Source organism: Acerihabitans sp. (assembly GCF_036398755.1).
Classification (GTDB): Bacteria; Pseudomonadota; Gammaproteobacteria; order Enterobacterales; family Enterobacteriaceae; genus Acerihabitans.
The window spans coordinates 1-14,211 of sequence record NZ_DASWOM010000140.1 but is presented as its reverse complement, the minus strand read 5'-3'; the positions used below and the strand labels follow the sequence as shown (position 1 = coordinate 14,211).

Here is a 14,211-nt window from a genome sequence, read left to right as displayed (position 1 = left end):
GTTCCCTTCATGCATCAACTCATGCATCAACACCACGCCGGATCGGACGGCGGCCGAAGGGTAAAGGGAGGATTACCGCGCCGCCAACAGCGCGCCCAAATGGCCCGCCGGATGGTTTTTAGAAAAATCCTGCGCGGAAAACCCCCTTGATTCCATCAGCGCGATGGCCATGGCATCGCCGAGAGCAAGCGTGGCGCTCGCGCTCACCGTGGGTACGATATCATACGAACAGGCCTCGCCCTTGATATCAAAGGCGATGACAATATCAGCGCTTTCCGCCAGGGGTGACAGCCGGTTCCCGGTTATCGCGATCACCGGTACTTCGCGTTGATGTAAATAAGGCATCAGCTGCATGATTTCATCGGTCCTGCCGCTATATGAAATCAATATAATAATATCATCAGCGGTAATCATGCCTAAATCGCCATGTTTCGCTTCGACCGGATGAATAAAAAAACTCGGCGTGCCGATGGATGACAGACTGGAACAGATTTTACGCCCCACATGCCCGCTTTTGCCCACCCCCAGGATGATGACATGGCCGGCGGAGGCACGGATCAAATTGACGGCTTCATAAAAGCCGGTATCGCCAAGCGTTGCGGCTATGGCGTATAACGCCTCGGCTTCTTTTGCCACTACTCTGCTGCCTATATGTAGTATCGCTTGCTTATCCATATATGTTCTCATCCTGATGAAATGATGGCGAGGACTCAGAGCAGGAGACGGCGCGCCATATCAAGGTCGTCCAGGGTATCAACGCCCAGCGGATTGACATCTATGATGGAAATATCGATGCGCATGCCGTGCTCCAGTGCCCGCAGTTGTTCCAGCTTTTCCCGCTGCTCCAGCGGACCGGGCGGCAGTTGGGAAAATCGGGTCAAGGCCCCGCGCTTATACGCATAAAGGCCGATATGGTGATAATGCTCACCGGCGCCCCAGGGAATGGTGTTGCGGCTAAAATAAACCGCCCGCCCGGTCTTGCAACCCGGCGGCATCGAGACGGCCACCTTAACCACGCTGTCGGCAAGCCGCTCGGCCGGTGAGGCGATGACCGACGCCAGCGTCGCCACCTCGGCGCCGGGATGGCGTAACGGCTCCACCAGGGTGGTCAGCATGGCGGGGTCGGCGGTGGGCATATCCCCCTGCAGATTGATGACCACTTCATATTTGCCGCCGGGATCGACAGCGTCCAGCGCGGCGAACACCCGGTCCGACCCACTGTTGAGCCGCGGATCCGTCATGACGGCCTCGCCGCCCACGGCGCGAATGGCATCGGCAATCGCTTTATCGCCGCAGGCGACAAAGACCGGACCAAGATTCGCTTCCATGCCTCGCCGCCAGACCTGCACAATCATGGGAACGCCGTTGATATCGGCCAGCGCTTTGTTCGGCAGACGGGATGAGGCCAACCGGCTGGGAATAATCGTTACAATGTCCATATTGACCTCGGCTGGGTACAGAATTAAAGCTGCTCATGCGTAATAATTTTTTTATTTGATTTTATTTTCCCATAATTAGCGAAAACATTATTAATATCCTCGAAAGAATGAAAGCTGAGCAAATTATCATGCTGCGTGCTCCAATTATCCGCCAGCAGCGCCGCCGCGTCGGTCATATGAATACTGTCGCCATTCAGATGACACAACATGATTTCAGGCTGTTTCCACGGCAACCGTTCTGGAATAACAGGCTCATCGGCATGATATCTGCTCAGCACCACCAGCCTGGAACATTTATCCAGCGCATCGCAGGCCTGGCTAAATCCACCGGAGGCGCCGGTTGCTTCGAAAATAAGCTGAAAGCGCTGCCCGGCCATGGGGATCTTTATCCGGTCTGGATAAAGGCTGCGAAGATGATCAACTTTATAATCATTATGATCATGAATATAGAGATCGAGCCCGGTAAGCTCGAGCAGCGCGAAGATCAGCATGCTGCCCAGCCCGCCGCAGCCCAGCACCAGTATTTCACCTTTACGGGCCGGGACTTGGCTCAACGCCATGGCATGAAGCGCCACGGAGAGAGGCTCGACAAGCGCGCCGATATAATCTTCCCGATAAGCGGGTAATTTATGCACGTACGAATGATGGATGTCAATGTAGCCGGCATAACCGCGGTTGGTATAATGTTGTTCCGCGCCCCTGACGCAAAGATGGCCCTTTTTTTGCCGGCAATAATGGCATTGCCCGCAGCGAAAGTTGGGGTCGATAGCCACCCGGCACCCCGCCTGCAGGTTAATTACGCCGGCGCCGGTGGCGTTGATCACGCCGCAATGCTCATGTCCCAAAGAGACAGGATAGCCCTCATTCCTGTGGCCGAGATAAAATGATTTGTCCGTGCCGCATACGCCGCAGTAACTTATTTTTATCCTGACATAGCCAGGGGCGACCTCATCCTCAAGCTGACGGCTGGCAAATGAAAACCGCCCTGGCTCGAGAAGCACCGCCACGGTATTTACGCACGCTCCGCTCATAAACGCCTCCTCGCCTGTTCCAGCATCGCGACCGCGGCGGCGGCTTGTTCCAGGCTGTAGTCGATATCAGGGACGCCATGGGCCGTGGAGACATACCACAACCCTTCCGGGGTGATCCTGACGCCCCTGGCCTGCAGCGCCGCATGCCACATGGCGAGCAGCGGCTGATTGATTTCACGCCGCGCCGCGCGGTAATCGCGCGCAACCGACGACGTCGCCCTGAAGGTGGTGGTCACCGCCCCGGGGCTGGACCTGACCTGCATGGGCAAGGTCGTGCCGGTGGCGATGTCTTGCAATCCCGCCCGCAGCGACTCGCTCATCAGATGAATTTTAGCCAGCGCCGCGCCGCTGTTTTCGGCCAATATATCCAGATTGGTGATTGCGCCGGCCAGGAACGGCGGGAACGCATTGTAGGTACCGGTATGCAGGGTTGGGCCGCCGGCCAGCAGGCGCATATACGGTTCCTTGCCGCAGACGGCCGCCAGGCAAACCGGCCCGCCCAGCGCCTTGGCGAAGGTGGTGATATCGGGGGTCACGCCATAACGGGCCTGGGCGCCGCCGATGTCCGTCCTGAAGCCCGTTTGGATTTCGTCGAATATCAGCGGGATGCGGTAGTGGTCGCACAGCGCCCTTACCCTGGCGAGGTAGCCCGTTGCCGGCGGGATATTGCTCCAGAAACTGTTGAACATGATGGGCTCGGTCACCACCGCGGCGATATCCTGGGCCTGGCTGGATATCAGGCGCTCCAGCGCGTCGGCGTCGTTCCAGCATAACGAGAGGATATTACCGGCGTCGCCGACGGGTTGCCCGCGGGACATGGCCATCAGGGCGCCGGTATCGCGGTCGGTGTCGTCCGGGGCGTTGAATCCCCAGGCGATATTGTCGAACCAGCCGTGGTAGTGCCCCTCGAAACGGATTATTTTTTCACGGCCGGTGGCGGACCTGGCCAGGCGCAGCGCGACGTGCACCGCCTCCGAGCCGGAATTGCAAAAGCGGACCATCTCGGCGCCGGGCACCAGGTTTGTTATTTTTTCCGCCAGGACGATCTCCAGTTCGGTCTGCCCGGCAAAAAACTGCCCCGCCTGGTATTGCCGCGCAATGGCGTCAAGTATCCGGGGATGGGAGTGGCCGGTAATTAACGGCCCCCTGCCCAGAACATAATCGATGTATTTATTTCCATCCACATCCCAAACATACGCGCCTTGTGCTTTTTGATAGAATAGCGGGTGTGGTTGCCAGTTTGCCCGATTATTACTGGACACGCCGCCGGGAATCACATGCGACGCCCTTTTATACAGCGCGTCCGATGCAGCATAGTTTATGCTCATTCACCCTCCTTTTGCTAAATGACCAATGAACGAAAGTCTTGCACTGTGTGGAATGTGATCAGGTTTGCATATTGCCCATTTTTTGCCGCGCCGTCGCCGGAACGCGCCACCAATAAGATATCCTGTCCTGAAAATACAAATGTGGGGTAGTTCCTGGCGTGAAATTCTGTTTCACCTTTGCTGATAACGTCCGCCTGCACCCAATCAACGCAATTGGATGAATAATACAGCCCCAGAATGTTTCTTTGATTCGATGGCAAATTATATCTTCCCTTAGGCGTAGCCGATAACCTGCACATTGAGTCCGTAATAATGGAGGATGCCATCCAATACAATCGGGTCACGGCATCGTAGGCGATATAAAATTTCAGGCTGCCGCCGGGAAGAGGAATGAATGATAACAGCTTGCCCGACGGGGCGGTCACTTCCTGCAGGGCGATTGCGCCGTCCCGCCGCTCCACCGCTTTAAGCAGCGCGGCATAGCCGCAGCCGTTGGTGTTGGCGCGCATTATGATGTAGAGCGTTGCATTGGCGGGATCGTGCCAGATATGCTTTGGGTCCGTAATCCTGACCACGTTGCCCTCAAGCCAGCCTGGCGGGGAGGCGTTTATTGTTGGCGACAGGGATTTGGGACCGGCGGTATCCGAAGGGTAAAAGGGGATGCCGAAATTTTCGCCGAAACTCGCCGCGCAATAGTCAAATTTATCATTAAACGAAAAACCGGCCGAAAATGTCCATGCCGCCCTGTCCAGCAGATTATCGCGCCCGTTGCCCCGCAGTATGACCGGCGTGAGCCCCGCGACGTTCCAGCCCGAGATGCCCAAATCGGTTCTCAAATCCATGCACATATAAACAGTGCCGTTTTCCTGCAATATATTCGTCGCCGAGCCGTGCCACAACTGATTGCGGGTCAGCGCCGCGGGCGCGGACCACGTCAGGCCGTCGTCGCGCGATCTGATGATATACAGATCGCCCGCGTTGCCGATAATGTACAGCCAGCCCCGGCATTCAAACAGCCGCGCATGCCAGAAGGGAAAGGACCCTTGCTCAGCCCAGCGCCGGCCATGGTCGTCGGAAATGAAGATTTTGCCTATGCCGCGGCGTTTGGTGTGGTTGCCGCTCATGCCAGGCTGGTTATCCAGGCCGGGGCCGCCGAGATCCAACGTCACCACCAGCCTGCCGCTGGCGGTTTGCAAGATGGCGGGCGTATAGCACCACAGCTGGGCGGGATTGTGGGATCGATAAATGATGCGGCCATCAGGATCTGCGTTACCCATGCGTCTGCTCCATGCCATTAGCGCGCGCTTTCGCGAACTCGCCATCAGGTTCCGTGCCGCGCCCTACGGAGCGTCCGTGCGTGGCGACAGGGCGATTATCGGTGGGTGCCATCAGCGTTTTTGTTTGCATACCGCGCCTCCGCCTGATAATAGGGTAATTTATAATAATGTTATTTTTATAAATTGTTATTTAAGCTGACGATTGAATTAAATCTATTAAAATAAAACATTATATAAATATTTTTTGGATATTTTAAACCAATGGATAGTCGTTAAATTGACGGTCCGACTGCCGCGGCGGCATACAAATCATCAGCGTCATTTGATACACTGTGGGACATTCCCCAGCTTCAAGTCAATATAAATTGACGCAATAAATAAACCAATGCTCAACCAGAATTAATGGTTAAGGTGGGGAAATGTCCATTAGCGTCTTATTATATTTTGGCGCTATATCTTATTGCCCAAACGCGTTCCCGATAAGGATGCGAAGCGGCGTTGCATACCTTGGCCATCAAGCCAAGGTTGGCGGCCCCAGCGATAACGGTCAGCGCAACCAACGACGGCGAAACCTTAAAAAGCGGCCTGTTCGCCGACCGACCGCCCATAGCGCGGGATCAGGACCGGGATATTACTCAACGGGGCGCTGATACTCGCATCGCCATGTGTTACTCTTTCACCGGCAATATCTCAGGTTCGTTTTATTGTCAGGTGATGAAAGTAAAATGGCTATTGACTTGAATACGGCGGTGAATAAACACCCTGTTTTGGCGGCAACCGCAGTTCAACCAGACGGTGATCATGGTTAAAAAATCCACAAGACACGCGGCTCGCGCCCCGGCGCAAAATCCCACGCTGATTGATGTCGCCGGCGTGGCCGGCGTTTCGCCCATCACCGTCTCGCGCGCCCTGAATCGTCCGGAACTGGTCTCGCCCGCGGCGCGGGAAAAAGTCTTCGCCGCGGTGCGCGCCACCGGCTACGTGCCGAACATGCTGGCGGGCGGGCTTGCCACCAGCAAAAGCCGGCTGATTGCGATTTTTGTACCGACCATCGCCAACTCTATTTTCGCCGATACGGTGCAGGCGCTGATGGACAGCCTGACCGCCGAGGGTTATCAGACCCTGCTGGGCCTGACGGGATATTCCAGCGAGCGGGAGGAACAGCTGCTGGATGCCATCCTCGGCCGCCGCCCGGACGGCATAGTGCTGGCGGGCACACTGCATACCGACGAAAGCCATGGAAAATTGCGCAACGCGGGCATACCGGTGGTGGAAATCTGGGATTTAAGCGACACGCCCATTGATATGCAGATTGGTTTTTCCCATGAACAGGTGGGCATCGAAGTGGCGCTTCATTTATACCAGCGGGGCTATCGGCGCTTCTCGCTGCTCTCCCTTGACGATGCCCGCGGGCTGCGCCGCAGCCGCAGCCTGATGGCCGAGCTGGCGGTCCACGGCGTGCGCGACGTCTCCATTGAGATCATGCCCGCGCCCGCCACGCTTGCCACCGGGCGTGAAGGGTTGAAACGCATCCTGGCCCGCCACGACTTACCCGAGGTGGTCGTTTGCAGCTCGGACACCATCGCCGAGGGGGTGCTCGCCGAGGCGGCCAGCCGCGGCATAAGGGTGCCTGACGAGCTGGCGGTGATGGGGTTTGGCGATCTGTCCAGCGCCGCGCAGGTTTTCCCCGCCCTTTCCACCGTGCGGGTGGACGGCGCCAGGATCGGCCAACTGGTCGCCAAGGCGCTGCTGGCGCGTTTTAACGATAGCAACCCGCATCCTTCGCCACTGCGTATCGACACCGGTTTTCGCCTGATTGAACGCGCCACCACGAAATAAGTATGAATTGGCTCACAAATAACAGGTCTTATAATTGAATGATTGCGCAATCATATTAGTATGACGCAGGTTAATTCATGGAACTGGCGTCGTTGCGACCCTGAATGATTGCGCAATCATTACGAACTCCAGGTCCTTTTTATCCTCCAGACACTGTCTGGTACCCTACAAAAAGGAAATAATGTGAACAATAACAGCGTCCCGGCGAAGACGAATGTTCGCTACTTGATTTTGTCGATGATTTTTCTGGTCACCATTTTCAATTACGTCGATCGCGCCACCTTATCCATCGCCGCGCCCATACTGCGCAAAGATCTGGGTTTTGACGCCGTGTCGATGGGCATCGCTTTTTCCGCCTTCGGCTGGGCCTATACCGGTATGCAGATCCCCGGGGGCATCATCCTCGATCGTTTTGGCTCGCGCCTGGTGCTGGGCATCAGCCTGCTGGCCTGGTCGGTGCTGACCTTCCTGCAGGGTTTTGTCGATATGTTCAGCTCCGCGCTGCTGGCGTTGTTTGTGCTGCGCTTCCTGATGGGCATTGCGGAATCACCGGCCTTCCCCGCCAACAACCGGCTGACGGTGATGTGGTTTCCCGGACATGAGCGCGGCATGGCCACCGCGGTGTTCCAGTCAGCGCAATACGCCGCCTTGGCGATTTTCACGCCGATCATGTTATGGCTGCTCAATACCTGGGGCTGGCAACATGTGTTTTTCTTTACCGGTGGCGCCGGCGTCCTGATTGGCCTGCTGTGGTTTTATGTGGTGCGCGATCCGGGCAAACATAAACGGGTCAACCAGGCGGAGCTGGATTATATCGAAGCCGGCGGCGGCCTGGCCTCCATCGGCGAGGCGCCCACGCCGTTCAGCTGGCGCCAGTTGAAGAACATCGGCGCCAACCGCATGATGCTCGGCATCTACCTGGGACAATTTTGCCTGACCTCCATCACCTGGTTCTTCCTGACCTGGTTTCCCACCTACCTTATCGAGGCCAAGGGCATGACCATCCTCAAGGTGGGACTGGCGGCGGCAATCCCGGCGGTGGCCGGCTGCCTGGGCGGCATCGTCGGCGGCGCCTGGTCCGACTGGATGCTGCGCCGCGGTTTCAGCCTGACCGCCGCGCGTAAAACCCCCATCATCTGCGGCCTGTTATTGTCCAGCAGCATCGTTATCGCCAACTACGTGCAATCCGTTACGCTGATTATCGCCGTGATGTCGCTGGCATTTTTCGCCAAAGGCGTGGGCAATCTGGGCTGGTGCATTATCGGCGATGTCTCGCCCCGGCGCGCGCTGGGCATCAGCGGCGGCATGTTTAACCTGTGCGGCAACCTGGCCAGCATCGTCACCCCCATCGCCATCGGGGTGATGATCAATCAATTCGGCTCCTTCGACTGGGCGCTGGTCTATGTCGCCGCCATGGGCCTGCTCGGCGCCTTTTCATATCTGGTTATCGTCGGCCGGCTGCGCCGCCTCGATAGCGAAGACCCGGCGGCGCCGGATGCCGGCGTAAGCCATATCACCGCCGGTTGAAAACAATCCTTCATCATTAATTCTTTTCCATAGGAGAATGCAGTATGTCAAACCTTTTAGCCTGCGCCGATTGCGCGGATAACGATACCATCAGCTGGGTGCGCGTTTCCTCGGTATTCCTGCCGCTGGCCAATCCGATAAGCGATGCCAAGGTGCTGACCGGCCGGCAAAAACCCATGACCGAAATCGCCATTCTGTTTACCGAAATTGAAACCCGCGACGGCCACCGGGGCCTGGGCTTCAGCTATTCAAAACGGGCCGGCGGACCGGGCCAGTTTGCCCATGCCAAGGAGATCGCGCCGGTGCTTATCGGCGAGAACCCCAGCGACATCGCCAAGCTGTGGGACAAGCTGTGCTGGGCCGGCGCCTCGGTGGGCCGCAGCGGGCTGGCCACCCAGGCCATCGGCGCCTTTGACGTGGCGCTATGGGATCTGAAAGCCAAACGGGCCAAGCTGTCGCTGGCGCGGCTGCTGGGCGCGCAGCGCGACTCGGTGCGCTGCTATAACACCTCGGGCGGTTTTTTGCATACGCCGCTCGATCAGCTGATGAAAAATACCGACATTTCCCGGGAGAAAGGCATCGGCGGCATCAAGCTCAAGGTCGGCCAGCCGGATTCCGCGCTGGATATCCAGCGGGTCAGCGCGATACGCCGGCATCTGGGCGACGATTTCCCGCTGATGGTGGACGCCAATCAGCAGTGGGATCGCCCCACCGCGCAGCGTATGTGCCGGCATTTTGAAGCGCTTAACCTGGTCTGGATCGAGGAGCCGCTCGACTGTTACGACGCCGAAGGCCATGCGGCGCTGGCGGCGCAGTTTGATACGCCAATCGCCACCGGCGAAATGCTCACCAGCGTCGCCGAACATTGGGAATTCATCAAAAACCGCTCGGCGGATTACCTGATGCCCGACGCGCCGAGGGTCGGCGGCATTACGCCTTACCTGAAGGTGGCCGCCCTGGCCGAGCATGCCGGACTGATGATCGCCCCGCATTTTGCCATGGAGCTGCATGTGCATCTGGCGGCCGCCTACCCGACCGAACCCTGGGTGGAGCATTTCGAATGGCTGGAACCGCTGTTTAATGAACGCCTGGCGATCAAAGACGGCCGCATGCTGGTCCCGACCCGGCCCGGCCTTGGCCTGACGCTTAGCGAACAGGTGGCGGCCTGGACCGCGCAAACCATGGAAACCGGCCGGCGCGCCTGACGGCTGCCGCGCGCGGCCCCGCCCGGGGCCGCGCCGTGTTGTGAGCTGCCCAGCTTAGCTGTTTTTCGGCATAAGATATCACTTTTTCATATTGGATCTTCCCGCGCAACACATCCTACACTGCCCCTTATTAAGCGCCCCAGAGATATGCGGTGAGCAGCTCACACTAAGCAAAAGAGACGGTCACATGCCATTTATAACCACGACAGCGGATCTCCCCCTGGGTGATGTCGCCTACATTCGCATCAGGCACGACATTCTGTGCTGTCGTCTGCTGCCCGGCTCCATGATTACCGAACCGGAGCTGATGGAAAACTACGCCATCGGCAAAAGCAGCTGCCGCGTGGCGCTGGCCAGGCTGTGCCATGAGCACCTGGTTGAATCGCGTCCGCGTAAAGGCTATCGCATCGCGCCGATTACCGTACAGGACGTGGAGGAGATTTTTACCCTGCGCGTCCAGCTGGAGCCGCTGGCGGCGCGCCTGGCGGTGGGCAAGGTGGATATTGGGGAACTACGCGAGCTGGAGGCCGCCTGCCGGGTCGAACTGCAGGCGCCGCTGCCGGAACAGATTGATGTGTTCATGAACGCCAACAAACGCTTCCATCTGGCCATCGCCCGGGCGTCGGGCAATAACCACCTGATCCGCACCTTATCAAGCCTGATGGACGAAATGTCGCGGCTGGTGGCCCTGGGCTTTAACGTGCAGAAAACCAAACCCGAGATCAAGCACGACCATAACGCCATGATCCAGGCCTTTATCGACGGCGATGCCCGGCGGGTGGAGACCATCGCCCGCCGCCATATTGAAACCTTCCAGGTGATGACGATGGAAAAGGTCTACGCCACCCTGAGCAAAGGCGGCGCGATCCTGCCTGTCCTCGAGCGGAGCATGTCGTTATGAAACAGACGGCAATGACTATGGCGGCGCGGGACTGGCAAGACGCCGCGGTTGAGATCATCCGCGCTGAAGGCGTCAGCAAGCATTTCGGCAAGCTCCAGGTATTGGACGATATTTCCCTGGCGGTGCGCGAGGGGGAAATTCTCGCCCTGCTCGGCGCGTCAGGCTGCGGTAAAAGCACCCTGCTGAATATCCTCTCCGGCCTGCTGACCCCCGACGCGGGCGAGGTGGTTATCCAGGGCCAGTCCGCCGCCCGTTTTGAACATTGGGAAAAAGTGGCCTATATGTTCCAGGAGGACCGCCTGCTGCCCTGGCGCAGCGTGCGGCAGAATGTCGGCTTTGGGCTGGAGAATACCCGGCTTTCGCGCGCCGAACGCGCGGAAAAGGTCGACGCGGCGCTGCGGCTGGTTGGGCTGCATGATTTCCGCAATTCCTGGCCGCATCAGCTCTCCGGCGGTATGCGCAGCCGGGTGGCGCTGGCGCGCAGCCTGGTGGTGGAGCCGGAGATTTTATTGATGGATGAGCCGTTTTCCAAACTTGATCCGCAAACGCGCGGCGTGATGCATAACGAACTGCTGCGTATCCAGCAGTTGAAAGGCGTTACCGTGGTGATGGTGACCCATGATGTGGAAGAGGCGGTGGTGCTGGCCGATCGCGTGGTGCTGCTCAAACCCAATCCCGGGCGTATCCATAAAATCATCGAAATGTCCCTGCCGCATCCCCGCGTGCCCACCGAGCGCGCGGTTGCGGAACAGTCGCGCCTGTTAAGGCTTGAGGTGTGAATATGAAATCTTCCGCATCCTGGGTAACGCTTGTCGGCCAGCGTCTGGTGCTGCTGGCGGTGTTCCTGGTTATCTGGTGGCTGGCCTCGCAGCGCATGCCGTCGTTTGTGCTGCCGGGGCCGCTGAAGACCTGGCAGGCGCTGGAATCCCTGTGGCGCGGCGACAGCCTGCTGCACGATATCGGCATCACCTTTTCGCGCGTGCTGTCCGGGTTCCTGCTGGCAACGCTCGTGGGTACGGTCTTCGGCCTGGCGCTTGGCGCCAGCCGGCTGCTGGCGCAATTTTTCGAGCCGCTGCTTGCGGTATTCAACACCGTCTCATCGGCCATTTGGGCAATATTCGCCATTATCTGGTTCGGCATTTCCGGCGCCACCACCATCTTTGTGGTGTTCATGACCGCCATGCCGCTTATCCTGACCAACGTCTGGCAGGGCGCGCAAACCGTGGACGCGCAGTATGTCGAACTGGCGCGCAGCTTTCGCATGAGCCGCCGGCAAACGCTTTTCAAAATCTACCTGCCGACCATCCTGCCGTATTTTTTCTCCGGCGCCCGGCTGGCGTTCGGCTTCGGCTGGCGGGTATCGCTGGTGGCCGAAACCCTCGGCGCCTCCGACGGTATCGGCTACCGTCTGCGCCAGGCCGGCGATCTGGTGCAAACCGATCAGGTGTTCGCCTGGACCTTACTGCTGGTGGCCATGATGCTATTGCTCGAAGGAGGATTGCTCAAGCCGCTGGAACGTCATCTTTTCCGCTGGAAACAACGCACACAGGAATAATCGTTATGAAAAAAATATTGATGGCGGCCGCGCTGGCCGCCGGCGCGCTGCTGACCCTGAGTTCCCAGGCGGCGGAAAAAATCCGTATCGGCTACTGGACCAGCGGCGTAAGCCTGGGGTACGGCGCGGTGCTGGAAAGCCGGGATTTCCTGGCCAAACGGGGTATCGACGCTGAGTTTATCCACTTTCCCGACGTTAACGCACCCATCAAGGCGCTGGCCTCCGGATCGATAGACCTGGCCTTCGGCGCGCCGCTGGCGGGCGTGTTCAGCACCGCGTCCGAGGGGGTGCCGATTAAAATCTTCGCCGCCACCCAGCCGGCCGACGTGCAGTTCGTGGTACCGGCCGGCTCGCCGATAACCAGCCTGGCGCAGTTGCAGGGTAAAAAAGTCGGCATGTCGCCGGCCGGTTCATCGGTTGCGGTAATCGCCAGCACCATCCTGCAGCAGAATTACAATATCAAACCGGCGGATTTTTCACTGATTGGCGGTAATGAGTCGCGCCTCGCCCAGTTCCTGGCGCAAAAGCAGGTGGATGCCGCGGCCCTGCGCTCGCTGACCATCAGCCAGCTTGACGAACTGAAGGTGACCTCCATCGGCAGTTTTGTCGACGAATGGAAAAAGCTGACCCATACCGACGCCCTGCCCTATATCGGCGTCGGCGCGGTGCGCGCCGATCTGATTAACCAGCATCCCGAGACCGTGGCGCGGGTGATTGCCGCGCTGCGCGATACGCTGGCCTGGGGCAAGGCCAATCCCGACGCGGTGGTGGCCATTTTGCAAAAACAGGCCAACCTGCCGCAAAAAGACGCACAGGTGTACGTGAGCCGGTGGGACAGCATGAACCGTATCGAATTTGAGCCGGCGGATATCGACACGCTCAAGCGCGAGCATCAGGTCTTCGTCGCCAGCGGCGCCATCAAGGGCGATCTGGACGATAGCCTGTTTGACAACCGCCCTTACCAGGCCGCCAAATCCATCAAGTAATCAGGAGCATTTTGTGGGAAACGTTATGAAAGCATTAATTCTGGAGCAGCACGGCGACCTCGATCAGCTGCGGGTGGTGAATGACAAGCCGCGTCCCGTCGCCGCCGCCGGCCATGTGGTGGTGCGCGTCGGCGCGTCGTCCTTTAATTACCACGATGTGTTTACCGTCAAAGGCATGCCCGGCATCAAGGTGCCGTTACCGGTGGTCATCGGACTCGATCTGGCGGGCACCATTACCGAACTGGGCGCCGGCGTCGAGGGCTGGGCGCTGGGCGACCGCGTGCTGGTTAATCCGTTAAAACCCGGCGTCGGGCTGATGGGTGAAATGACCGACGGCGGCATGGCCGAATATGCCGCGGTGGACGCGCAGCAGCTTATCCCGCTTCCGGCCGGCGTCAGCTTTGAACAGGCCGCCGCGCTGCCTGTGGCCTACGGCACCGCCCACCGCATGCTGATAACCCATAATACCGTCAAAAAAGGCGATCGGGTGCTGATCCTCGGCGCCAGCGGCGGCGTGGGCACCGCCTGCGTGATCCTGGCCAAGCATCTGGGCGCCGAAGTCATCGCCTGCGCCGGGAGCGAGGAAAAAGCCCGGGCGCTGAAAGCCCTCGGCGCCGATCATGTGGTCAACTACCGTGAAACCGATTTCTCGAAATGGGCCATCGGCCAGTACGGCAAGCCGCAGCGCCGCACCACGGAAGGCGGCGTCGACGTGGTGATAAACTTTACCGGCGGCGACACCTGGCGTCCGTCCCTGAAGTGCCTGAAACGCGGCGGCATCCTGCTGGTATGCGGCGCCACCGCCGGCTATGACCCTCAGGAAGACCTGCGTTATGTCTGGAGCTTCGAGCTGACCATCAAGGGTTCGAACAGCTTCTATCGCGATAATCTGGAAGACCTGCTGCTGATGATTGCCGACGGCCGCATCAATCCGGTCATCGACCGGGTATTGCCATTGGAACAGGCGGCGGAAGGCCTGCGGCTGATTCGCGATCGCGAAGTGCTGGGCAAGGTAATAGTCGCCCCCTGAGTTCTTTTGTCAGCCTGTCCACTATAAGGAACATATTATGACCGATATTACCGTCCCCACCGCAGCCGAGGTCCAGGAACGTTTACTGAAAGG

General features: G+C 58.7%; 13 protein-coding genes. 8 read left to right on the top strand and 5 right to left on the bottom strand.

Annotation, left to right across the window (positions count from 1 at the left end; genetic code table 11):
- Positions 1-72: 72 nt before the first annotated feature.
- From VGC33_RS22510 to VGC33_RS22490, 5 genes are read right to left on the bottom strand one after another with little or no spacing between them, the layout of a single operon-like run.
- A complete protein-coding gene (locus VGC33_RS22510; protein WP_331122995.1) occupies positions 73-675 on the bottom strand; it encodes a KpsF/GutQ family sugar-phosphate isomerase in 603 nt (200 codons plus the stop codon).
- Positions 676-710: 35 nt separating this feature from the next.
- Positions 711-1,439, bottom strand: a complete 729-nt coding sequence (locus tag VGC33_RS22505) for a 3-deoxy-manno-octulosonate cytidylyltransferase (RefSeq protein WP_331122994.1) — start codon at positions 1,437-1,439, stop codon at positions 711-713.
- A 23-nt stretch (positions 1,440-1,462) separates the two neighbouring features.
- Positions 1,463-2,470 carry a zinc-dependent alcohol dehydrogenase gene (locus VGC33_RS23300; RefSeq protein WP_414636979.1) on the bottom strand — a complete coding sequence of 336 codons (1,008 nt, stop codon included), beginning with the start codon at positions 2,468-2,470 and terminating at the stop codon, positions 1,463-1,465.
- Positions 2,467-3,798 carry an aspartate aminotransferase family protein gene (locus VGC33_RS22495; RefSeq protein ID WP_331122992.1) on the bottom strand — a complete coding sequence of 444 codons (1,332 nt, stop codon included), beginning with the start codon at positions 3,796-3,798 and terminating at the stop codon, positions 2,467-2,469. Before VGC33_RS22495 ends, VGC33_RS23300 begins: the two co-directional genes overlap by 4 nt.
- A gap of 14 nt (positions 3,799-3,812) precedes the next feature.
- Positions 3,813-5,075: a sialidase family protein gene (locus tag VGC33_RS22490; RefSeq protein WP_331122991.1), complete on the bottom strand. Its 1,263-nt coding sequence runs from the start codon at positions 5,073-5,075 to the stop codon at positions 3,813-3,815.
- Between the two features lie 801 nt (positions 5,076-5,876).
- Between VGC33_RS22490 and VGC33_RS22485 the strand changes: the two genes are divergently transcribed.
- From VGC33_RS22485 to VGC33_RS22450, 8 genes are all read left to right on the top strand, one after another.
- Positions 5,877-6,914 carry a LacI family DNA-binding transcriptional regulator gene (locus tag VGC33_RS22485; RefSeq protein ID WP_331122990.1) on the top strand — a complete coding sequence of 346 codons (1,038 nt, stop codon included), beginning with the start codon at positions 5,877-5,879 and terminating at the stop codon, positions 6,912-6,914.
- A gap of 237 nt (positions 6,915-7,151) precedes the next feature.
- On the top strand, positions 7,152-8,441 hold the full coding sequence (locus VGC33_RS22480; RefSeq protein ID WP_331123018.1) for an MFS transporter: 1,290 nt from the start codon (positions 7,152-7,154) through the stop codon (positions 8,439-8,441).
- A gap of 44 nt (positions 8,442-8,485) precedes the next feature.
- A complete protein-coding gene (locus VGC33_RS22475; RefSeq protein ID WP_331122989.1) occupies positions 8,486-9,646 on the top strand; it encodes an L-talarate/galactarate dehydratase in 1,161 nt (386 codons plus the stop codon).
- Between the two features lie 187 nt (positions 9,647-9,833).
- A complete protein-coding gene (locus VGC33_RS22470) occupies positions 9,834-10,547 on the top strand; it encodes a GntR family transcriptional regulator (protein ID WP_331122988.1) in 714 nt (237 codons plus the stop codon).
- Positions 10,544-11,326 carry an ABC transporter ATP-binding protein gene (locus tag VGC33_RS22465; protein WP_331122987.1) on the top strand — a complete coding sequence of 261 codons (783 nt, stop codon included), beginning with the start codon at positions 10,544-10,546 and terminating at the stop codon, positions 11,324-11,326. The genes VGC33_RS22470 and VGC33_RS22465 overlap by 4 nt, the downstream gene beginning before the upstream one ends.
- Positions 11,327-11,328: 2 nt before the next feature.
- Positions 11,329-12,102: an ABC transporter permease gene (locus VGC33_RS22460; RefSeq protein WP_331122986.1), complete on the top strand. Its 774-nt coding sequence runs from the start codon at positions 11,329-11,331 to the stop codon at positions 12,100-12,102.
- A gap of 5 nt (positions 12,103-12,107) precedes the next feature.
- The gene (locus tag VGC33_RS22455; protein WP_331122985.1) at positions 12,108-13,088 is read left to right on the top strand and encodes an ABC transporter substrate-binding protein; all 981 of its coding nucleotides are present in this window, start codon (positions 12,108-12,110) and stop codon (positions 13,086-13,088) included.
- A 25-nt stretch (positions 13,089-13,113) separates the two neighbouring features.
- Positions 13,114-14,118, top strand: a complete 1,005-nt coding sequence (locus VGC33_RS22450; RefSeq protein WP_331122984.1) for a quinone oxidoreductase family protein — start codon at positions 13,114-13,116, stop codon at positions 14,116-14,118.
- The last annotated feature ends 93 nt before the right edge of the window (positions 14,119-14,211 follow it).

Coding starts and splice junctions, on each gene's coding strand:
- VGC33_RS22510 (WP_331122995.1), bottom strand. CDS start 675: ATGGATAAGCAAGCGATACTACATATAGGCAGCAGAGTAGTGGCAAAA.
- VGC33_RS22505 (WP_331122994.1), bottom strand. CDS start 1,439: ATGGACATTGTAACGATTATTCCCAGCCGGTTGGCCTCATCCCGTCTG.
- VGC33_RS23300 (WP_414636979.1), bottom strand. CDS start 2,470: ATGAGCGGAGCGTGCGTAAATACCGTGGCGGTGCTTCTCGAGCCAGGG.
- VGC33_RS22495 (WP_331122992.1), bottom strand. CDS start 3,798: ATGAGCATAAACTATGCTGCATCGGACGCGCTGTATAAAAGGGCGTCG.
- VGC33_RS22490 (WP_331122991.1), bottom strand. CDS start 5,075: ATGGGTAACGCAGATCCTGATGGCCGCATCATTTATCGATCCCACAAT.
- VGC33_RS22485 (WP_331122990.1), top strand. CDS start 5,877: ATGGTTAAAAAATCCACAAGACACGCGGCTCGCGCCCCGGCGCAAAAT.
- VGC33_RS22480 (WP_331123018.1), top strand. CDS start 7,152: ATGATTTTTCTGGTCACCATTTTCAATTACGTCGATCGCGCCACCTTA.
- VGC33_RS22475 (WP_331122989.1), top strand. CDS start 8,486: ATGTCAAACCTTTTAGCCTGCGCCGATTGCGCGGATAACGATACCATC.
- VGC33_RS22470 (WP_331122988.1), top strand. CDS start 9,834: ATGCCATTTATAACCACGACAGCGGATCTCCCCCTGGGTGATGTCGCC.
- VGC33_RS22465 (WP_331122987.1), top strand. CDS start 10,544: ATGAAACAGACGGCAATGACTATGGCGGCGCGGGACTGGCAAGACGCC.
- VGC33_RS22460 (WP_331122986.1), top strand. CDS start 11,329: ATGAAATCTTCCGCATCCTGGGTAACGCTTGTCGGCCAGCGTCTGGTG.
- VGC33_RS22455 (WP_331122985.1), top strand. CDS start 12,108: ATGAAAAAAATATTGATGGCGGCCGCGCTGGCCGCCGGCGCGCTGCTG.
- VGC33_RS22450 (WP_331122984.1), top strand. CDS start 13,114: ATGAAAGCATTAATTCTGGAGCAGCACGGCGACCTCGATCAGCTGCGG.